Origin of the sequence: Wolbachia endosymbiont (group B) of Silvanus unidentatus, assembly GCF_964028615.1 — a bacterium.
Classification (GTDB): domain Bacteria; phylum Pseudomonadota; class Alphaproteobacteria; order Rickettsiales; family Anaplasmataceae; genus Wolbachia.
This window is the reverse complement of record NZ_OZ034795.1, coordinates 208,811-228,443: the sequence shown is the minus strand read 5'-3', so window position 1 is coordinate 228,443 and position 19,633 is coordinate 208,811. Positions and strand designations below refer to the sequence as shown.

The 19,633-nt window shown below is 33.3% G+C and carries 16 protein-coding genes; 8 read left to right on the top strand and 8 right to left on the bottom strand.

Annotated features, from left to right (window positions below):
* Positions 1–60: 60 nt before the first annotated feature.
* Entirely contained in the window at positions 61–2,844 is a 2,784-nt protein-coding gene (locus ABWU65_RS01005; RefSeq protein WP_353280002.1) for a hypothetical protein, read from the bottom strand.
* Positions 2,845–3,120: 276 nt separating this feature from the next.
* Between ABWU65_RS01005 and ABWU65_RS01000 the strand changes: the two genes are divergently transcribed.
* Positions 3,121–9,213: a tetratricopeptide repeat protein gene (locus ABWU65_RS01000; protein ID WP_353280001.1), complete on the top strand. Its 6,093-nt coding sequence runs from the start codon at positions 3,121–3,123 to the stop codon at positions 9,211–9,213.
* Entirely contained in the window at positions 9,189–9,587 is a 399-nt protein-coding gene (locus ABWU65_RS00995; protein ID WP_353280619.1) for a latrotoxin-related protein, read from the top strand. Before ABWU65_RS01000 ends, ABWU65_RS00995 begins: the two co-directional genes overlap by 25 nt.
* Here ABWU65_RS00995 and ABWU65_RS00990 read toward each other — a convergent pair.
* Positions 9,571–10,443, bottom strand: coding sequence for an Rpn family recombination-promoting nuclease/putative transposase (locus ABWU65_RS00990; RefSeq protein ID WP_353280000.1), 873 nt, complete (start codon positions 10,441–10,443; stop codon positions 9,571–9,573). The genes ABWU65_RS00995 and ABWU65_RS00990 overlap by 17 nt on opposite strands.
* A gap of 129 nt (positions 10,444–10,572) precedes the next feature.
* On the opposite strand from ABWU65_RS00990, the gene ABWU65_RS00985 reads away from it, so the two are divergent.
* The 5 genes from ABWU65_RS00985 to ABWU65_RS00965 all read left to right on the top strand — a co-directional run bounded on the left by ABWU65_RS00985 (position 10,573) and on the right by ABWU65_RS00965 (position 15,726).
* On the top strand, positions 10,573–11,487 hold the full coding sequence (locus ABWU65_RS00985) for a helix-turn-helix domain-containing protein (RefSeq protein ID WP_353279999.1): 915 nt from the start codon (positions 10,573–10,575) through the stop codon (positions 11,485–11,487).
* A 170-nt stretch (positions 11,488–11,657) separates the two neighbouring features.
* A complete protein-coding gene (locus ABWU65_RS00980; RefSeq protein WP_143688756.1) occupies positions 11,658–12,323 on the top strand; it encodes a RadC family protein in 666 nt (221 codons plus the stop codon).
* A gap of 170 nt (positions 12,324–12,493) precedes the next feature.
* Positions 12,494–13,696, top strand: coding sequence for a hypothetical protein (locus ABWU65_RS00975; protein ID WP_353279998.1), 1,203 nt, complete (start codon positions 12,494–12,496; stop codon positions 13,694–13,696).
* A gap of 89 nt (positions 13,697–13,785) precedes the next feature.
* The gene (locus tag ABWU65_RS00970; protein ID WP_341823998.1) at positions 13,786–14,694 is read left to right on the top strand and encodes a helix-turn-helix domain-containing protein; all 909 of its coding nucleotides are present in this window, start codon (positions 13,786–13,788) and stop codon (positions 14,692–14,694) included.
* 45 nt (positions 14,695–14,739) lie between these two features.
* The gene (locus tag ABWU65_RS00965; protein ID WP_353279997.1) at positions 14,740–15,726 is read left to right on the top strand and encodes a helix-turn-helix domain-containing protein; all 987 of its coding nucleotides are present in this window, start codon (positions 14,740–14,742) and stop codon (positions 15,724–15,726) included.
* 95 nt (positions 15,727–15,821) lie between these two features.
* Here ABWU65_RS00965 and ABWU65_RS00960 read toward each other — a convergent pair whose 3' ends face one another.
* Positions 15,822–16,742 carry a patatin-like phospholipase family protein gene (locus ABWU65_RS00960; RefSeq protein WP_353279996.1) on the bottom strand — a complete coding sequence of 307 codons (921 nt, stop codon included), beginning with the start codon at positions 16,740–16,742 and terminating at the stop codon, positions 15,822–15,824.
* On the opposite strand from ABWU65_RS00960, the gene ABWU65_RS00955 reads away from it, so the two are divergent.
* Positions 16,741–17,262 (top strand): phospholipase D family protein, encoded by a 522-nt coding sequence (locus ABWU65_RS00955; RefSeq protein WP_353279995.1) that lies wholly within the window; start codon positions 16,741–16,743, stop codon positions 17,260–17,262. The genes ABWU65_RS00960 and ABWU65_RS00955 overlap by 2 nt on opposite strands.
* Here the strand turns inward: ABWU65_RS00955 and ABWU65_RS00950 are convergent, their stop codons facing one another.
* The 5 genes from ABWU65_RS00950 to ABWU65_RS00930 all read right to left on the bottom strand — a co-directional run bounded on the left by ABWU65_RS00950 (position 17,263) and on the right by ABWU65_RS00930 (position 19,616).
* On the bottom strand, positions 17,263–17,481 hold the full coding sequence (locus ABWU65_RS00950) for a hypothetical protein (protein ID WP_353279994.1): 219 nt from the start codon (positions 17,479–17,481) through the stop codon (positions 17,263–17,265). It abuts the gene before it with no gap.
* 66 nt (positions 17,482–17,547) lie between these two features.
* The gene (locus tag ABWU65_RS00945; protein ID WP_230609188.1) at positions 17,548–18,078 is read right to left on the bottom strand and encodes an ankyrin repeat domain-containing protein; all 531 of its coding nucleotides are present in this window, start codon (positions 18,076–18,078) and stop codon (positions 17,548–17,550) included.
* A gap of 33 nt (positions 18,079–18,111) precedes the next feature.
* Entirely contained in the window at positions 18,112–19,062 is a 951-nt protein-coding gene (locus tag ABWU65_RS00940; RefSeq protein WP_353279993.1) for a phage tail protein, read from the bottom strand.
* Entirely contained in the window at positions 19,063–19,272 is a 210-nt protein-coding gene (locus ABWU65_RS00935; protein ID WP_064085527.1) for a tail protein X, read from the bottom strand.
* Positions 19,269–19,616, bottom strand: a complete 348-nt coding sequence (locus ABWU65_RS00930) for a phage tail protein (protein WP_309166947.1) — start codon at positions 19,614–19,616, stop codon at positions 19,269–19,271. Before ABWU65_RS00930 ends, ABWU65_RS00935 begins: the two co-directional genes overlap by 4 nt.
* Positions 19,617–19,633: the final 17 nt, after the last annotated feature.

Sequence of the window (19,633 nt, the reverse complement as noted above, 5' to 3'; positions counted from 1 at the left end):
GTAGGCCAATTCTGCGTTATGCTGGATTACTACAAAGAAGAGCTTGTTGTGTATACTTAATCATTTGGATGAAGCCTGCAACGTTGTAGAATGCTTAGCAGTAGATATACCAGAAAGTGTACTCTTAACAATAGCCCATTTACCTACATTAGAATCCTTTTGCTTCTCTTTACTAATTTTTTCATTCCATTCCAAATCAAGAGAAGTAAGATTTGAAAGCTTACCATCTTTTAATGCTTCACTTAAAGCTTTTACACCTTCAGCACCAATTTCATTCCATCCCAAATCAAGAGAAGTAAGATTTGGAAGCTTACCATCTTTTAATGCTTCACTTAAAGCTTTTGCACCTTCAGCACCAATTTCATTCCATCCCAAATCAAGAGAAGTAAGATTTGGAAGCTTACCATCTTTTAATGCTTCACTTAAAGCTTTTGCACCTTCAGCACCAATTTCATTCCATCCCAAATCAAGAGAAGTAAGATTTGGAAGCTTACCATCTTTTAATGCTTCACTTAAAGCTTTTGCACCTTCAGCACCAATTTCATTCCATCCCAAATCAAGAGAAGTAAGATTTGGAAGCTTACCATCTTTTAATGCTTCACTTAAAGCTTTTGCACCTTCAGCACCAATTTTGCTACCCCTTAAATTAAGAGAAGTAAGCTTTGTAAGATTGCCGTTAGCTAAAGCTTTTACACCTTTATAATCAATTTCATTTCCTATCAAATGAAGAGAAGTAAGATTTGGAAGCTTAGCTAATTTTTTCAGATCTTCAGCACCAATTTTATTCCTTACCACATAAGAAGGAGCAAGATCTGGAAGCTTAGATAAAACTTTTGCACATTCAACACCAATTTTATTCATCAAATGAGCTGATTCCTTTGCGCTTTTATCATCGATTTTTACCTCTTGTAAACTAAGTTTAGTAATATTTGTTCTATTTTGTAAAAAGCGTACCAATTTACTTATATTTATTTTAGTACCTATTATGATTAAAGAATTACCTCTAACATGCTGGTCAAGAGTCATTCCAAAATCAAGAGAAGTAAGATTTGGAAGCTTACCACTCTTTGATGCTTCACTTAAGGCTTTTGCACCTTTATCACCAATCTTGCTACCCTTTAAATTAAGCGAAGTAAGATTTGTAAGATTCCCGTTAGCTAAAGCTTTTGCACCTTTATCACCAATTGTATCCCATTTCAAATCAAGAGAAGTAAGATTTGTAAGATTGCCCTTGGCTAAAGCTTTTGCACCTTTGGCACCAATTCTATTCCCTATCAAACTAAGAGAAGTAAGATTTGTAAGATTCCCGTTAGCTAAAGCTTTTGCACCTTTATCACCAATTGTATCCCATTTCAAATCAAAAGAAGTAAGGTTTGTAAGATTGCCGTTAGCTAAAGCTTTTGCACCTTTGGCACCAATTGTATTAAGTTCCAAATGAAGAGAAGTAAGGTTTGTAAGCTTAGCTAATTCTCTTGCATCTTCAGCACCAACCCTTGCGCTTTTTAAACTAAGTTTTGTAATGTCTGTTCTACTTTGTAGAAAGCTTACTAGCTCGTTTATATTGATTATAGCACTTGATACTACTAAAGCGTTGCCATTCACATATTGGCTAAAATCCTTTTGCTTCTCTTTACTAACTTCATCATAACCTACAACTGCACCAGCCTCTTGCTGCTTTGCTCTTTGTATAAATTTGTTGAAAGATTCTATAGATACTGGCTCTAAGGAAAACCTTCTATTTAAAGTATCTCTAGATGGCGTAGTTGCCCATTTTTTATTCTCTATTAAATGAAGAGAAGTAAGACTTGTACACTTAGTTAAAGCTTCTGTACCTTCATCACCAATTTTATTCCCTACCAAACTAAGAGAAGCAAGATTTGGAAACTTACCCTTCTTTAATGCTTTCCTTAAAGCGGTTGCACCTATATAACCAATTTTATTCCGTTCCAAATGAAGAGAAGTAAGATTTGTAAGATTGCCTTTAGCTAAAGCTTCTGCACCTTCATCACCAATTTTATTCCCTACCAAACTAAGAGAAGTAAGATTTGTAAGATTGCCGTTAGCTAAAGCTTTTGCACCTCTATGATCAATTCCATTCACCATCAAATGAAGAGAAGTAAGATTTGTAAGATTGCTGTTAGCTAAAGCTTTTGCACCTTCAGCGCCAATTGTATTCAATTTCAAATGAAGAGAAGTAAGGTTTGTAAGATTGCCTTTAGCTAAAGCTTTTACACCTATATAACCAATTTCATTCCATCCTAAAGCAAGAGAAGTAAGATTTGTAAGATTGCCGTTAGCTAAAGCCTTTGCACCTTCATCACCAATTTTATTACATTCTAAATGAAGAAAAGTAAGATTTGTGAGATTGCCTTTAGCTAAAGCTTCTGCACCTTTAACACCAATTTCATTCCCTACCAAAGTAAACGAAGTAAGATTTGAAAGCTTAGCTAAAGCTCTTGCACCTATATAACCAATTTCATTCCCTACCAAAGTAAGAGAAGTAAGATTTGTAAGATTGCCGTTAGCTAAAGCCTTTGCACCTTTATCACCAATTCTATTCCATTTTAGATGGAGAGAAGTAAGGTTTGTAAGATTGCCGTTAGCTAAAGCTTTTGCACCTTCATTACCAATTTTATTCCATTCCAGATGGAGAGAAGTAAGATTTATAAGATTAGCATTAGCTAATTCTCTTACACCTTCATCGCCAATATCTGAACTGGCTAGAGAAAGCTTTTTAATGTGTGTATTATTTTGTAAAAAGCTTACCAATCTTTCTATGTCCACTACAGTACCTTTAGTATTCATTATTAAGGAATCACCTTTAACATATTGGTCAAAATTCATTTTATCCTCCATTCAACATTACATAATAAATATACTTGTGCTAATACTATTATTAGGATAGAAAACCATAAATCAACCACTTTTTTAAAAAATATTTTCAGCAAAAACATCATGCTAATTAGCTTCACAAAAGATTTTATTGTTTACTTTTTCCAAAAATCACAAAAAAGTGAGGGTTTGCAAAGCTAATTGACAGGGTTTGAAAATATGTCTATTAAACTATTAGTTTTTTATGGTATATACAGTGTTTTTTATTCATAGATATAAGGGGTAACTATGCCAAATACTTCAAAACCTTCCTCTTCTTCCAAGGGAGATGAAGCATCTAAGCCGGTCAAAAAAAGGCAAAAATCTTCCAAGAAATCTGCTAAAGAAACTGGAAGTAAATCTACTGATAGATGTGAACCACTAGCTACAAGTTCTGCAAAAGTGGTTGCGGAAGGAGAACGTTGGTATGAGTTATTAAAAGAAAAAATAGGTTTAGATATTAATGCAAAAAAGTGGATGAAAGAACATCCAGAGTTGGCTTCCCAAAATAAGTCTGAACTACTAATAAGGCTAGCATACGAACTATGTTTAGCTAAAAATACAGAATATGATCCAGAAAACGAAAATGAAGAACAGGATAATAAATACGCAAAGTTTGATGCAAAAAGGATATTTGCATTATTTGAAGTGGCTAATGATCTAATAGAGCAATCAGATCGTAAGAATTTCGTGGAATTTGTATGTCAAAAGGGTAACGTGCAGTTATTGGAAATGATTTGTCAAAGAGAGGAGAAGGATAAAGGAGACAAGAAGTTAGAAAGGCAATACAAATGGAAAGGAACTTTTACTGGTTATTCAAAACCAATAGACTTATTACAATATGTACTTAAGCAGCCATGTCCTCCTGAAATAGTACTATGTATTGCAAAAAAAATATATAGAAGAGCACATATTTTGTGTAATGGAGAACAATATCTTGGTAGCAAACAAGCTGCAAGGATAAAAGGAAACTTGCATTATGCTGTACAAGATTCAAAAGAGGTTTTAAAGCAAGCAATAAAATTAGGTTACAAAGATACAGTATCAGTAATATTAAGTGGTGATATTTATCATTGTATTCGCTTCATGAGATGGAAAGTGTTTCAAGAGAAGCAAGAATTTCGTGAAGCCTACAATATGATAAAAGAAACAGTAGCAGATGTAATAAGTTCATGGGTGGAAGATAAACAATCTTACAAAAGTTCTATACAAGATTTGTTAGATCAAGGAATAGAGAAAGATATGAAAAAAATGAGCAGTGAAGATCTCGTATATCAACTAGAATATCTAGGAAAAAAGGTAATAAATAAAAACAGGATTAGCAAAGAAAAACTCATGAACGAGCTAGAGGAACTAAGAAAGGAAAAAGGAGAAGTAAAACTAAGACCAACTATATTAGGTGCTTTAATATCAACGTTGTTTTTTAAGCATCAAGATGAAGCGATAAAAGGCGAGTCATTTACACTAAAAAACACAAGAGTGGAGAAGAGCGAAAAAGAAAAGAAACTTAATGAATTAAATCAAAAGATAAATAGTGGAGAACGTATAGACGGCATAGTATTAGAGTTAATCAAATCATTGAACTTAGGTTCTCATTTGTCTAGTAACTGGTTCTTTAGAGAAGTGTTAGCAAAAGTTGTGAATGAGAATTTAGATCAGTTAAAGGCAGTTTGTGCTGCTATATGTAAAGAGCCAATGGAAGAATTACTAAAGGGTGAAGAAATTCATGAAAATGTGATTGATGTTTTACAGTTTTTTGATGTTGAAATATTATCCAGTCAAATTACAACGTCAGAAATTCCAAGTAGTTGTTGTTTAGCTAGTATTAGTGATCACTTTATGAGGGATGTAAATGAGATGTCCTCTGAGAAAAAAGCAAAAGAGGATTGTAGTAGTGATGAACTAGCTTTTAGTGGATTGACGAGAAGAACTATACTTGATCTCAAGCAAAAGAAGGGTGAAGGAGGACCTACAGATGAAGAAAAAGAGGATTTAATATCTAAGGCAGTGAGTGAGATAAAAAAAGGAATCAATATTCTTGCTGTTGGTAGTAAGACTTGTGTAGATGTAGAAGATACATTTAAACACTTTGAGCTTATTAACGACGAAATAACAAAAGAGAAGCGTAAAGAAATTGTAGAACTTGTATGTCAAAGGGGTAACGTACAGTTACTGGAAATGATTTGTCAAAAAGAGGAGAAAAATAAAGGAAAAAATATAGTAGAGAGTCAATACAAATGGAAAGGAACTTTTACTGGTTATTCAAAACCAATAGACTTATTACAATATGTACTTAAGCAGCCATGTCCTCCTGAAATAGTACTATGTATTGCAAAAAAAATATATAGAAGAGCACATATTTTGTGTAATGGAGAACAGTACCTTGATAAAAGCCGAGTTGTGCAGATGAAAAAAAACTTTGATTACCAAGATTCAGTTATAAAAGAGTTTTTAAAGAAAGCAATTAAATTGGGTTACAAAGATACAGTATCAGTAATGTTAAGTGGTGATATTTATCATTGTATTCGCTTCATGAGATGGAAAGTGTTTCAAGAGAAGCAAGAATTTCGTGAAGCCTACAATATGATAAAAGAAACAGTAGCAGATGTAATAAGTTCATGGGTGGAAGATAAACAATCTTACAAAAGTTCTATACAAGATTTGTTAGATCAAGGAATAGAGAAAGATATGAAAAAAATGAGCAGTGAAGATCTCGTATATCAACTAGAATATCTAGGAAAAAAGGTAATAAATAAAAACAGGATTAGCAAAGAAAAACTCATGAACGAGCTAGAGGAACTAAGAAAGGAAAAAGGAGAAGTAAAACTAAGACCAACTATATTAGGTGCTTTAATATCAACGTTGTTTTTTAAGCATCAAGATGAAGCGATAAAAGGCGAGTCATTTACACTAAAAAACACAACACAGGATAAGAGTATAAAAGAAAAGAAACTTAATGAATTAAATCAAAAGATAAATAGTGGAGAATCTATAAACGGCACAGTATTAGGATTAATCCAATTATTGAACTTAGGTAGTCATGTGAGTAATAACTGGTTCTTTAGAGAAGTGTTAGCAAAGGTTGTGAATGAGAATTTAGATAAGTTAAAAGCAGTTTGTGCTGCTATATGTAAAGAGCCAATGGAAGAATTGCTAAAGGGTGAGGAAGTTCATGAAGATGTGATTGATGTTTTACAGTTTTTTGGTGTGGAAAAAGATTTTTTACTAGAAAAAAGTATACCAGGAAATAGTGATGATACATTAGTTAGGAATTCACAAAGCGTTGTAGAGACTGTAAGCAATAGATCAGAGAAGAGTATTAGTTCATCAAGTCGACAATCATCTGCTGATCATGATCCACAAAGCAGTACAGTACCTATAAGTCAAGGAGGAAAATCTATACCTTCTGCCGCATCAAAAAAGAGCTGTTCTGCATCAAATCTACCTAGTTCAAGAGTGGCAGAAAAAAATAATGAAGGTGTTATGCAAAATAATTGTGTACAAGGTGGAAATCCTTGTTATAGTATAAATGTGGGTCAGGGGTCTTACTACCCAAATATACGAAATGATTTTATAGGAGGCAGAATGCATGGATCGAATCAATGGGAAGCTATATTAGCTGGTGGTTCTAAGAGGAAAATAAAGAAGTCATCTGATGATAAGTTACCAAAAATTAGTTACTTCAAAGATGCTCATTACGAAAGGTATAGAAAAGAATTACTACGTAGGATACTTGATTACAATCAATTGATTGATAGTCTTGCGATACCAGAGGAAAGTTCAGATAAAAAAATGGGTGACTTATCATTGGATAGTTCATTAGACATTTCAAGTATCTTAATGGATCAGTCAAATATTTCAATGGATCAATCTGACTTTGATGATGTTATTCAAGATTACGTTAGAGGAGTTGAGATGTTAAAAAAAGGGCAAGAAAGTGTAGGTAAGGATAAAATTTGTGAGGCGGCGAAGCAGCAACTCCCACATGCAATGTATGCACATGCAATAATAAAGTTCAAGGAAGTTATGGAAGGTAGTACCACTAATCAGCAAGAGCTGATCAAGGAAGCTGTCAAATATATGAATAATTCAGGGAAGTGTTTTTTCCCCTTGAGTAGTTTTGTACTTGGAATGATGGAGTTACACAATATAGAAACTTATGGCAGCTTGATTCAAAGTGAATCAGGAAAGTCATGGAAAATGCATTTTGCTGATGTCTTGCTGGCTACTGAAGGAACCAATTTTAGAGTTGGGATTGAAGCTTCCAGGGTCTTGAGTTGTATTGGATTAAGTAACCCGATTTTTTTTAAGCCAACTGAGTACTTAAATACAATGGGAGAAAAGAAAGCAATAAAAGAATTAGAATGGATGCTCCAGTATGTAAAATATGAGTTGGCGAGAGACATAGTATCAAATGAAAAAAATTCTCATACCGCACAATATCTGCTTCGAGAATTATCTTTAAGTGGTTTTGTTGATGCGAAATTTTTGTATGCGGTTGCATTGCTCAGCAATGAACTTGAAGAAATCAAAAAGGAAAAAAAAGTTTGTGATCTTCTTGAATCCGTTAGTCTTGAGCATCAAGAAGCAAAGCTTCTCTTGGGGATATTGCCTTTTAGAAAGGGATATGAATCTGTTAAGAGTAATTATTTTGATTATTTAAAAGAGTATGTAAATGTAACATGTGATAATAAGGATTTAAAGAAAACCCGTCTCAAAGAAAAGTTATCTATTTTTGTTGCTTATGAATATATTAACCGCTACAGTCCTTATGTACCATATAACGAACAAGAGGCTAGAAATATTTTGAAGATGAATGGTTACACTTTGGAATTGGACAAGTTAGAAAAAATAATACAAGAACGCAAAGCACCGTCTAAAAACGTATTACCTGATGTAGTAGAAACATTAAAAGGTGTCTATTCTATGTTTAAACAAGAGGATAATAGTAAGTCGTATATTCAACAATTATTACCTGTGCTAAAAGAGCTATATAAGGAATTAAAAGGTAGCAAAATAACTATTCAACAATCGGAAAGACTATCATCTATACTACAACAACTAAAGAGCGTATCCTTTCTTAAGGAGGAGGGTTTTTCTCTAATACAGCAACTATGTTATAATTTAAAAAAAGAAGTTAAAAAACAATCAAGTAGTAGTTTTAAAGAAAAAATATTGCCACTAATAGTAGATCTAGACGAAGGAGTGTTTTTAATAATGCAAGAGCAACGCAAAGTGAATGCTGATGTACAAAAAAGACGTACTTATAGTTTCTCATCTACCAGTACTACTAAACCAATTACTAGACGATATTCGACTGCTACAACAGTACCGAATAGGAGTGAAGGTGTGTCTGGCATTTTTACGTGTCCTTCAACTCCATCTTCAAAGGTAAAGAGATTGTCTTTGACACGAACAACGAGTAGTCCAGAGCTACCGTCTGTAATACGAGCTCAGAGTACGCGGCTTGATTTTGGAACTACGCTACCAGGAGATGATGATGTATTCTCAGGTTGCAAATTACCTTTCATTGTGAAGTGTATATATGATAATCTAGACGATCCTGAGTTTCTAAATGACATATTTAATTTGGCAGTAGACCATTGCGAGAAATATGAATACGATAAGGCTCTTCCCCTCTATCGTCAAGTACTTGAGAAAAGAGAAAAATGGCTAAAGTATGATAATTTCAATATTATAATGGTTCATCATAATATAGCACTGACGCTTTACGGACTAAAGAGAGAAGATGAGGCTTTAGAAATTTTTAGTGAAATGCTTTGCAAGTTAGGCAGGGATAGTTATCATACTAAAGCAATTAAGAATAATATTAAAGTGATATTAAATCAAGAGGATGAAAGATATTTCATGCAACTTGAGGAAGAACAAGAGCAAGTAAGGTCTAATTTCTCAGAGTCTGCATCAAGTCATTTTCAAAACACATCAACAGTAGATAACGATAAGGGCAGTTGTGGTTCAAGTTTGAGTTCATCATCTGGCTTCGATAGTGGTCTTTTTACTTTCTCAGATAGGCAGAGTATTAGTAAGAGAGGTAAGTCAGGTTCTAAATTGAGTAACTTATCCACTAGAACGGAACAAGAGCAAAGCTCGGGTAGTTCAAAACAAAATGTTTCTGAAGTGACAAAATCGAACAAGAGTAGTATTGGAGAAGTATTATGTTGGGATAACAGTACATCTGAATCCAGCCAATCGTTTTTGCGTAGTAGATCAGTCAGTGGTAAGCTTAGCGCTACAGGTATGTCTAGCTCTCTTCCCTCTACTAATATGGATAATTTACAAACAGAAAAGCATAGAATATTACAAAGGGATTTGAGAAAGTAGTAGAGCAAGCTGCAAGGGATAGCAAAATATCAACGCATCGATTGGATATTGATTTTATGGAAATACAGAAAGAAGTTACAGGAAAAATCATGAGTGGTAAATTTGATGAGATTTCAGGGATTTTAAAATCGTATGTAGAGAAAGCATGTCCTGATGAGGAAGCTGGTAAATTAAGTCCGAAAAAATTTGAAAAGTTTATAGCTCAATTTAATAAGGGGCCGCGAAATCAATCAATAGAGCAGGTATTACACAATGGAGATGATACATTAGAAGTTGATGGTGTAAAGCAAATGAGTTTAGAGCCTCAAAGTTATTTAAGAAATGCTTCAGTTCAAGGCCATTTGACTCGGGATAAGGTTAAATTAATTTCTTAATCTCATCTACCGAAAGGCCAGTGATTTCAGCGATAACATCAATAGAGACACCGGCCTTAAGTGAGTTTTTGGCAACTTCGATTTTTTCTTCTTGTCTACCTTCTTGTCTACCTTTGTGAGTAGCATCATCGAGTTTTTGAGCAAGGATAGCCTTTTCATCAAGAATACGCTTAATTTCTTGTTCATAGGCAATAAATTCTTTTTCTGACCAGTTGAACCTATTTAGTTCTTCATATGCTCTTTTAATTATTAGATCACTTCCTATTATTCTCTCTAGCTCTTCTTCACTAGTTTCGTCTGCATATCTAAAGAAGTAGACCCATTTTTCAACTATACTTGAAAGCTGATCTTCTTTGGTTTTTGGAAATTTAGGCAACTCAATAAATATAAAGTAAAAATCTTTTAGATCATGTTCATTAGTATCTTCATCGCGAATAGTATGCTTTGATTTGTACTCAGACTTGTCAGGGAATAAAATACAATCTGCTATAGCAATAAAGATAATTTCCTTAAGGTCATGGTATTGATCACCTTTATCAGACTGTCTTGAGTAAGCTTTAGCAGCATAGTATTGTGCACGTTTTTCAAAGCCCTTAGTTTTAGCGACCTGCATTTCAACTATGACTTGCAGCCCATTTTCATCTCTACAAAGAACATCAACAATGCTTTGTTTTTTAGAAGCAATATCAGGGTCTTGAATAGTACTTAAAAACTCTATATCCTGTATTGCGTTTTTTCCAGCAAAGCCGAGAATATCATTAAGAAAGTGAATAAGGATATCTTTATTTTTTTCAGTGCCAAAGATGCGCTTGAACGATATATCATTTTTTGGATCGAGAAACTTAGAAAGAGCCATGAGAAAGTAAGATAAAAAGCATTAATAATTATACACAATTGTGAAGAAATATTCAACTAAAATTCAAACATAGAAAGAAGTATCCCTTTTGTATATCTTTATTTGGTAGTATTAACCTGTATAATATTTATGGCAAATATCTCAATAAGGCATCAGATAGCACAAAAAGTAAGAAATCGTAGATTAGCAAAGGGGTATACTCAAAAAGATTTAGCAAAAAAAATCGGAACAACATATCAGGTAATACTGCAATATGAAAAAGGAACACGCAGAATTTCAATTAAGAAGTTATATGAATTAGCAGAAGCATTATCAACAACTGCTAGAGATCTAGCTTGCATACAAGAAGTATCAAATGAAAAAAGGTATGAGGAAGAGGAGGTACTAAATCTAGTAAGAAGACATAAAGAGATTAAGGATCAAGAATTACGTGAAACGTTTTATTTATTAACTAAATTCATCCGTATTAGTGAGGAAGAAAGTGGAAAGGCGGTAAAAATAGAAGTAGCAAAGGGTTTGGTTAAGGAAGGAGTTTCTGCTCATGTTATCTCTCAAACGACCAGTTTATCTATTGATGAATATGATGAAAAAAAAATTTCTATTCCGTATAAAGTAGGTCGAAGAATAAAAGAATGGAGGTTGAGAAGAGGATACACACAAGAAGATTTAGCAAGTAAAGTGGGCATAATAAATCAAAGAATATATGAATATGAACAAGGACGATCTGCTGTTTCACTTGAAATGTTAGATGAAATAGCAAAGGTACTATTAATTAATATTACAGATCTGCTTCCAGAAACAAGAGAAAATGAGAATAGTGAAGTGGAACTATCAAGGTTAATAAAAGAATACAAAAAGATTAAAAGCCAAGAATTACGTCATGTACTAATAAAATCTCTGTTTGAAAGCATACAAGTTTGCAAAGAGAAAGTGGAGAGAGTAGAAAGGATGAAAATTGCAAAGAATTTAGTTAAGGAAGGAATTTCTATCAATATTATTTTAAAAACAGTAGGTATCTCTTTAGACGAAATTCAACAAATTTAAAATAAAAAAATCAGTATCTATTAACATTTTTACTTTTTGATGAAAAAATAAGTAAAAAAGATTTAAAAATTGATTTGACTTCACTCAAAAGCTATGGCTTTATGCCAATGCTGATAAAAAACAGCAGTAAATAATTAAAAATATTTTGTTATTAGTGAAGGGTAATTTTTATGAATAATAAGAAAGATCGTAGAGAAGAAATAGAATTCAGAGCATTAGAAAGCAACGGTAAAGCACTACTTGATCGTGAAGTAATAGAAACGTTTCTAAGTGCAGTGCATGACAGGGAAGAAGCTCGAATTATTGCTAGAAAGCTAATAGATAATTTTGGAATAGGAGGAGTTTTAGGCCAGGAAATAGATGACTTGAAAACTATAGAAGGGATAACCGACTCTACAGTAGCAGTAATTTTATGCCTAAAGGAAGCTGCAAAGAGGGTACCAAGAGAAGAGTTAAAGAAAGGACCTGTAATGGATAACTTGGAAACCATCGTAAAATATTTAAGGGTGAGTATTGGTTATTCAGAGGAGGAAAAGATGAAAATAATATATTTTGATCAAAAGTGCCGTTTAAAGGGGGAAGAAGTGTTCACTGGTACAGTGGATAAGGTACCTTTTTACATAAGAGAAGTAACAAGAAAGGCATTAATAAGAAAAGCGACGTCAATAATAATATCGCATAACCACCCAGAAGGAAGGTTAAAGCCATCTGATGAGGATGAAGCTGTAACTAAAGACTTGGCTAAAGCTTGTCAGACTATAGGGATTAGGTTACTGGATCACATTATCATCACAAGTGTTGGGTATTTTAGCTTTAAAGAGCAAGGACTGTTATAAAGCAGATATTTGAAGATTTTCATGAGTTGTTTAACTACTTGAATGAAGAAAGTATTTGCAAGTGCATTAATCATTGCTTACAATTAATGAGAAAGTATATATTAAATTAATAATAAAGTAATAAAGTCGGTTATAGACTTAGTTAAATATATTTAATAGCGGAGGCTAATATGAGTAATAAAATAATTGTACCTTTTTATGATCAAGAAGGAGGTACTTACGAGTTAAACATTGATCTTGATAGATTATCAAAAGGTGAGGTGTTAAATGCTATTGTAGGAATTGGTCGTACTAAGGAGCAATCCACCTTTGTAAGCAAAATTAATAAGGCTAAAAAGCCTGAGGAAATAGCACCTTTCCCTGGTAGAGAAGTTCGCGAAAACAAAATCAACTGTGGGAAAGGATTTGACTATGTTTATGGCACAAAACCTGCAAGTGATCAAGAAGATAAAAATCCATTTACCTCTGCCTTGCAAAAAATAAAGCCAAGTATAAGCGAAAGTGAAAAGTTGAGCTGGTTTAAGAGTGGAGTGGTAAAAGCAAAAACCCCAAAAGAGATGAACAAAGTTATAGATGAAGTAATAGGTGATGGAACAAGGCTAAATGCATGTAATGATGGGGAATGGAGTTTCTCAGAGTATGTAGTATTAGGTACACATTTTCATAAATTTGATAAGGTTGATCGTAAAAAGCTAATACGTAAATTAATGTTAAGCGGTGCAGAGTTTCATGATACTCTACTACAGAATAAACTGATAGGTGAAATCTATGATGAGCTACAACCAGAAGTTCAGCCACAGATAGATAAGCAACTAGAAGAACTAGAAAAAGCTGGCGAAAGTGCTGTTCAAGAAGGATCCTTAATAGATCTCGAGATAGACAATACAACATCATATATAGAATTTTCTGATAATAGCAAGGTAGAGGTAGCCAAAATACTGGAAGCAAACAGAAAGTTAGGAAGTAATATTTTAAAAATTGGTAATGATGCAGTTGAGGTTAAAAGCGAGAAGGGAGGTATAAGAAACTATATCGATATGTCAGATGAAAGCTCTATTATATTACAATTTCCTACAAGCATTGGTCAGCTAAATATTATATTGTACCACGATGTAAAAAAATATGATCAAGTACAAGTCAGAGTAGAAAACAAGGAAATGTGGTCTAAATTACAAGAAAGAGGAGAAGAAATAGGAAAAAATTGTCTTTTTGGAGGAGTGAAACTTCAAGAAGCAGTAGAGAAAGGTAATTTCACTAGATGTGGCATATGGAATGAAAAGTATGCTATAAAAGAGGTTAGCAATAATGAAGTATTGTCTCCGTGGGTAAATAGAATACGTGCAGGTAGTAAAGAAACCTTTAGAGAACTTTAATGTGTCTATAGCCAACTGTAAGGTTCCAGAGGTTTTTTCTTACCGTTATATCTGAGCTATAGTAGAAAATATTATATATGGTTCTTTGTATGGAAAAAAGTCTAGACTATGAAGTAGGGCAAAAAGTGAAAAGTTGGAGGTTAGAGAGAGGGTATACTCAGAAGGATTTAGCGGAGAAGGTTGGTGTAAAGTACTGGGCAATACTGCAATATGAAAAAGGGAGTCGTAAAATTCCAATTAAGAAATTATATGCTATAGCAGAAGCGTTATCAGTAAATGTTAAAGGTCTAGTTTGTGGAGAGATGCTACCAAATGAAAAAAGATATTTTGAAGATGAAGAAATATTAAATTTAGTAAAGGGGTATAAGGATAAAGAATTAAGCGAGGTATTTTATTTATTAATCAAATTTATTCGTTTGAGTGAGGAAAGAAGCAGAAAAGCGGTAAAAATGGAAGTAGCAAGGGGTTTGATGAAAGTAGGAGTTTCTGCTCATGTTATCTCTCGAACAACTAACTTATCTATTGGTGAGTATGAGGAGAACAAAATTCCCATTCCATACAAAGTAGGGCAAAGGATAAAAGAGTGGAGATTGATACGAGGATATACACAAAAAGATTTAGCGAATAAAGTTGGCATAACAAATCAAGGAATATACGAATATGAACAAGGGAGAGCTGCTGTCTCACTTGAAATGTTAGATGAAATAGCAAAGGTATTATCAATCAGTATCATAGATCTACTTCCCGAATCAGATGAAGATAGTGAAGTGGAAGAAAAGCTATCAAACTTGATAGAAGAATACAAAAAGATTGAGAGTCGGGAATTACGAAATGTGCTAATCAAGTCTTTATTTGAAGGTATACATGTTTGTAAAGAAAAGGTCAGAGAGGAAAAGAAGATTGAAGTTGCAAGGAATTTAGTGAAAGAAGGAATTGCTGTTGATATTATCTTGCAAACGACAGGCTTATCAAATTATATGATTGAGAAATTTTTGTGATTTCATAAAAACTTAGCCAATAGTGGATTTTTTGTGATAGAATATATGTTTGCTTCTGTAGGAAAAACAGCTTTTAGAGGATTTATCTATGATAATTCAGAGCATGTTGGCTCAGTAAGCTACGAGCTAGGGAAAAAAATAGAAGGTTGTAGGATAGTACAAGGGTATACTCAGGCAAAATTAGCAAGAAAAATTGGTTTAACACATAAGGAAATACATAACTTTGAACTAGGGTGCAAGGCTATTACAATCAAAGAATCGTATATAATAGCAGGAGCATTGTCAGTTAATGTTATAGATCTACTTCCAGAACCAACAGTACTAAGAGAAAACAGTTGGTATGAAGATGAGGATAAAGAAATAGTCTATCTAACAAAAATACATAGAGAAATTAAGGATCAGGAATTACGCAAGAAGCTGTATCCATTAGTAAGGTTTGTATATATTAGCGAGAAAATTAGTCAAGAAGAAGCAAAAATAGAAGTAGCAAAGAATCTAGTGAAAGAAGGAGTTTCAGTTGATATTATTTCCCAAGTGACTCGCTTATCTACTTACGAATATGATGATATAGAGAAAGAAATTTGTACTGATTCTATACTCTACAAAGTGGGGAAAAGGATAAAAGAGCAGAGATTAATACGGGAATACACTCAGGAGGACTTGGCAAATAAAATCGGTTCAACACCTAAAGAAATACACGACTATGAACGAGGATATACAGACATTCCAATTGAAATATTATATAAGATAGCAAAAACATTATCAGTTAACATTAAAGCTCTTGGACTAACAGAATATGAAAATGAGCCAGTTTTGAGGTTTGTAGGTAAATGCGAAAAAATTGAGGATCAAGAATTACTGGATACGGTAGCCAGATCTTTATCTGAAGGAATGCAAACTGGTAAAGAAAAGGTTAAAAAAGCAGAGAAAATCAAGATTGCAAAAGATCTAGTTAAGGAAGGTGTTGCTATTGATATTATTGTGCGAGCAAGTGGCCTAACTGCTGATGAGTTGGGTGAGTGTGAAAATTGAATGTCTTTAAGATATAAGTAAAGTTAGTTAATGATTTAACCAGTAGAATTTGCTAACCAACTTTTTTGGCTCAGTTGAATTTTGCTTGGTATAAATTAAGATATGAAATCGCAAAGTTTATCTATTAATTTCTGGTTGTCCTCTATCATTGCATTTGCCTCTTGCTGAAGAGATTTGATATTTTTGAGTGTAATATTGTCCATCTCAGTCGATGCTACTTTCAATTGCGATTGTATTCTTATATATTTATCGTCTATTACTTGTTCTAGTTGATAATCAACGCAATCCAATCCAGAGGCAAACATCACATTCAGTAGTGGCTTGATCCACCCTATTTTGCCAAATTTCCTTGAGTTAGCATACTTTATACTTCTATCTGTTCCACCAGTGCCTATTGATAGCAGTATAATCTCATCATTTGGAAATAACCTCTTACCACTTGCATATGCACAAGCCGCTGGATTATTGGCAAACACCCCTCCATCCACTAATACCATTTCCTTGTGGTTGACTTTTAAATATTTAGGTGCAAAGTAAGTAGGTGCTGCAGTTGCTGCTCTTAATACATCCCTTAATTTAATAAAATTTCTATCCTCTTTCCAGCTTTTGAAAAAAAATGGGTAGTTATTGTGAATATCGTAACTCGTAATCAACACATTACTTAAAGTGTTTTTAAAGACATCATCGCCAAAATATTTATGAAGTACATACTCAATATTTTTATGTGGGTATTGTGTACAGTTAAACCAAGATAATATTGATCGCCTGAAGAATGAAGATTTAAAAATATATGACCCGTATTCTTGGTAAAACTCAACTAAATCATTGGCTGAATATTGAGGTTTATCTTTTTTACATAATCCTGCCACAACAATCCCACCGGTTGAAGTACCAGCCATTAGATCAAAGATTTCAGCTACTCTCTTTCTTGTTCTTTTTTCTATTTCTGCTAGAATGATGGCTGGTATTATGCCCCTTATGCCTCCACCATCTACTGAAAGGATATATTTAGTCATGTTTAGATATTTATTAATTTTATTAACTAGTTCTCTTTTATCAGGTTGTGTTTCTTGTCCAAGTACTACTGTATGTTTCACTCCTAGAGAAAATTGCACCAATCTAATAATTGATTCCGTAGAGCATGCTAAAGGGTCTGTATTGGTTCAAGCATATTCATTTACTTCTAAATCTATTGCAAAGTCGCTAATCGAAGCTAAGGAACGTGGTGTTGATATTAAGGTTATCCTAGATGAATCACAAACTAGTTCAAAACATAGTGTAATTAACGAATTATTTGAGCACAAAATCCCGATATGGATTGACTTTAAACCCGCTATTGCTCATAGCAAGGTAATTATTATTGATGATCAAAAAGTCATAACTGGATCATTTAACTTTTCAGATGCCGCTCAGCAAAGAAATGCTGAAAATCTACTGATTATAACAGGGGATCCTCCACTAGTTGAGCAATATGTTGAAAATTGGAGAGATCGTCAATTGCAATCTAGGCCTTATACGCCATTAATAGAAAATTGATTACCCACATTTTAAGTTGCTAGCTTTAAAATCATCCAGTTCTTCAGAAAGATTTTTTACCCTTTCCTCAAGTACTAACACTTTTTCCATTAAACCATATTCAATAAGTTTATCGTGAAGCTGTACCCTTGAGTCTAGCTTGGACAACCACCATATGAATCCTACAGTCTGTAGAACTATTGTTATTATTAACGCTATTGGGATTTTTTGCTTTTTCATGTGAAAGTATTAATCTATTATGGATAGTTTGAGGATTTATATAGAGATCATAGAAAACTTACAGCTTTAGTGATTACTTTTTGTTGATTCGTATTGATCCTCTGCTTTAGCAAGTAGCTTTATGATTTTATCGTAATGTTTGTTATTTTTATTGTGTCGCGATTCCACTACAGCCATATTTCTAGGTCTTCTTCCGTCTTGGGCTGTAGCTGTAGGATTTGCTCCTTTGCTTAGTAAAAACTCAACGATTTCCAAATGTCCCTTATCTGCTGCATGGTGCAAAGCTGTCCATCCCATATACCCACCTGTAGCATTTATATTTGCTTTTTCTTTCACTAAAAACTCAACAATTCTTAGACACCCAGAATCAGATGCATGATGTAATGCTGTTAACTTATTAATCTGTACGCTAGTATCTAACAAATTTTCTACTGAGAATTTAACAATCTCTAAGTTACAATTTTCAGATGCAATTTGTAATATTGTTTTATAATTATCTGTAGCTTTTGCTTTCATATAGCAATAAGTAATAATAACACATACTACTGTTACTATAAACCACCAAAAATGTAGCTTATTTCTTGAGTCTCTATTCATATTCAATACCTTTTTCAATATTAAACATTTGTTTTACTGATTTTTCTTTAACGTTGATGCTGATAACACAGTGCGATAACCTGAACTATCTAACACATGTTCTGCTCTGTCGATTACCCATTCACCATCTATGTCTTGATGAAATCCTAACAAGCTAAGTTTTGCCTCTGCAAATAGTTCTGGATTACCAGGCATAATGACATCCAATACTGCATTATTTCGCTTTAATTGTTTTAACTTAGCATTTGCTACACTTAATGCTGATTCTACATTAGAGTAAAGCGTTTGTATAGTATAACTTGGACTACCAGAACCAGCTATTTCTGATATAGTTTCACCTTTTTCATAGCTATGCCATTTTGCAATTACTGAGTTGTACCTACTCACGGTAAAGTGAACCTTCCAATTTATTGTGTCTTGAGGTCTAATAGCTGTTGTTCCTAAAGCTTTTCCAGTTGCCGACTTTGCTTTGCCTTTTGGAATAAAGAGTATATATCCGCCAGCTAGTTTTGCCATTGCTTCGCGTTCTATTGCTATTTTTGTTAGTAAACTTATATCACTTTCTTCTGTTTGGTTAATATGTGGAATCAACACATTTTCAAATTCTTCTGCAACTCTGCACCCATATCCGTGTTTTTCTGCTATTTCATTAACCAAGTTACCTAGAGTAATTTGATGCCATTCTTTAGATACTTTTTCCTTTAATGATAGTCTTAAATTTGTTGCATGAGCTTTGATTAGTAGAGTCTTAGGTGGACTTTGTATTGTAACTTCGTTGACTGTATATATGCCCATTGGTAAGACTCCAGTTTCTCTGTAACCTAGAGCGATATTTAATTCATTCGGAACATCTGTGTTTTCATCCCTATAATCAACATGTACTTCAACTACATCATCTATAGTTCCAGATTCATCTGTAAGGCGCAATGATATAACTCTATCTCTAATTGATTCACATTTATCTATTATAAAATCTGGCTGCATTTATTCCCATACTTTTAATTTTGACTTTTGTAGAGGTTTTTCTGTTACAGGCAATTTAATTTTTAGTCCTACCGGTAAAAAACTTCCATGTTCTGCAAGGCCTGGATTTTTAAGCAATACTTCCTCCACTATTCCATCGGTAAATCCATAATGTTTCCAGCAAATCAGATCTAGCATTTCTCCTTCTTTAGTTAAGTAATATATAGTCATCTATAGCTCTTCAAACTCAAACTAAATTCAACTTTTCTTGGTAGTCCATTAGGTAAAAAATACATCTGCTTTTCTTCTAACCTAGTAATTACGAATTGTCCTAAAATATTACCTAGACTATCTACTAAAACATGCGGTTTTTCAGCTTCTTTCGTATTCTTTAATTGATTTACTCTGTTGAGAATATTAAGGTAAATAACTCCTTCTATATCTACATTTTCCACTCCTCGACCAATATTTTGTAGTGACGGCATTTTATCGATACATTCAATTACACTCCAACGATTTTCTTTACTATACTTCAAACTTATCGGAGTAAATTTATATGGACCAAGAGATAACACAAATAAAAAATTTTTAA

Coding starts and splice junctions, on each gene's coding strand:
- ABWU65_RS01005 (WP_353280002.1), bottom strand. CDS start 2,844: ATGAATTTTGACCAATATGTTAAAGGTGATTCCTTAATAATGAATACT.
- ABWU65_RS01000 (WP_353280001.1), top strand. CDS start 3,121: ATGCCAAATACTTCAAAACCTTCCTCTTCTTCCAAGGGAGATGAAGCA.
- ABWU65_RS00990 (WP_353280000.1), bottom strand. CDS start 10,443: ATGGCTCTTTCTAAGTTTCTCGATCCAAAAAATGATATATCGTTCAAG.
- ABWU65_RS00985 (WP_353279999.1), top strand. CDS start 10,573: ATGGCAAATATCTCAATAAGGCATCAGATAGCACAAAAAGTAAGAAAT.
- ABWU65_RS00980 (WP_143688756.1), top strand. CDS start 11,658: ATGAATAATAAGAAAGATCGTAGAGAAGAAATAGAATTCAGAGCATTA.
- ABWU65_RS00975 (WP_353279998.1), top strand. CDS start 12,494: ATGAGTAATAAAATAATTGTACCTTTTTATGATCAAGAAGGAGGTACT.
- ABWU65_RS00970 (WP_341823998.1), top strand. CDS start 13,786: ATGGAAAAAAGTCTAGACTATGAAGTAGGGCAAAAAGTGAAAAGTTGG.
- ABWU65_RS00965 (WP_353279997.1), top strand. CDS start 14,740: ATGTTTGCTTCTGTAGGAAAAACAGCTTTTAGAGGATTTATCTATGAT.
- ABWU65_RS00955 (WP_353279995.1), top strand. CDS start 16,741: ATGTTTAGATATTTATTAATTTTATTAACTAGTTCTCTTTTATCAGGT.
- ABWU65_RS00960 (WP_353279996.1), bottom strand. CDS start 16,742: ATGACTAAATATATCCTTTCAGTAGATGGTGGAGGCATAAGGGGCATA.
- ABWU65_RS00950 (WP_353279994.1), bottom strand. CDS start 17,481: ATGAAAAAGCAAAAAATCCCAATAGCGTTAATAATAACAATAGTTCTA.
- ABWU65_RS00945 (WP_230609188.1), bottom strand. CDS start 18,078: ATGAATAGAGACTCAAGAAATAAGCTACATTTTTGGTGGTTTATAGTA.
- ABWU65_RS00940 (WP_353279993.1), bottom strand. CDS start 19,062: ATGCAGCCAGATTTTATAATAGATAAATGTGAATCAATTAGAGATAGA.
- ABWU65_RS00935 (WP_064085527.1), bottom strand. CDS start 19,272: ATGACTATATATTACTTAACTAAAGAAGGAGAAATGCTAGATCTGATT.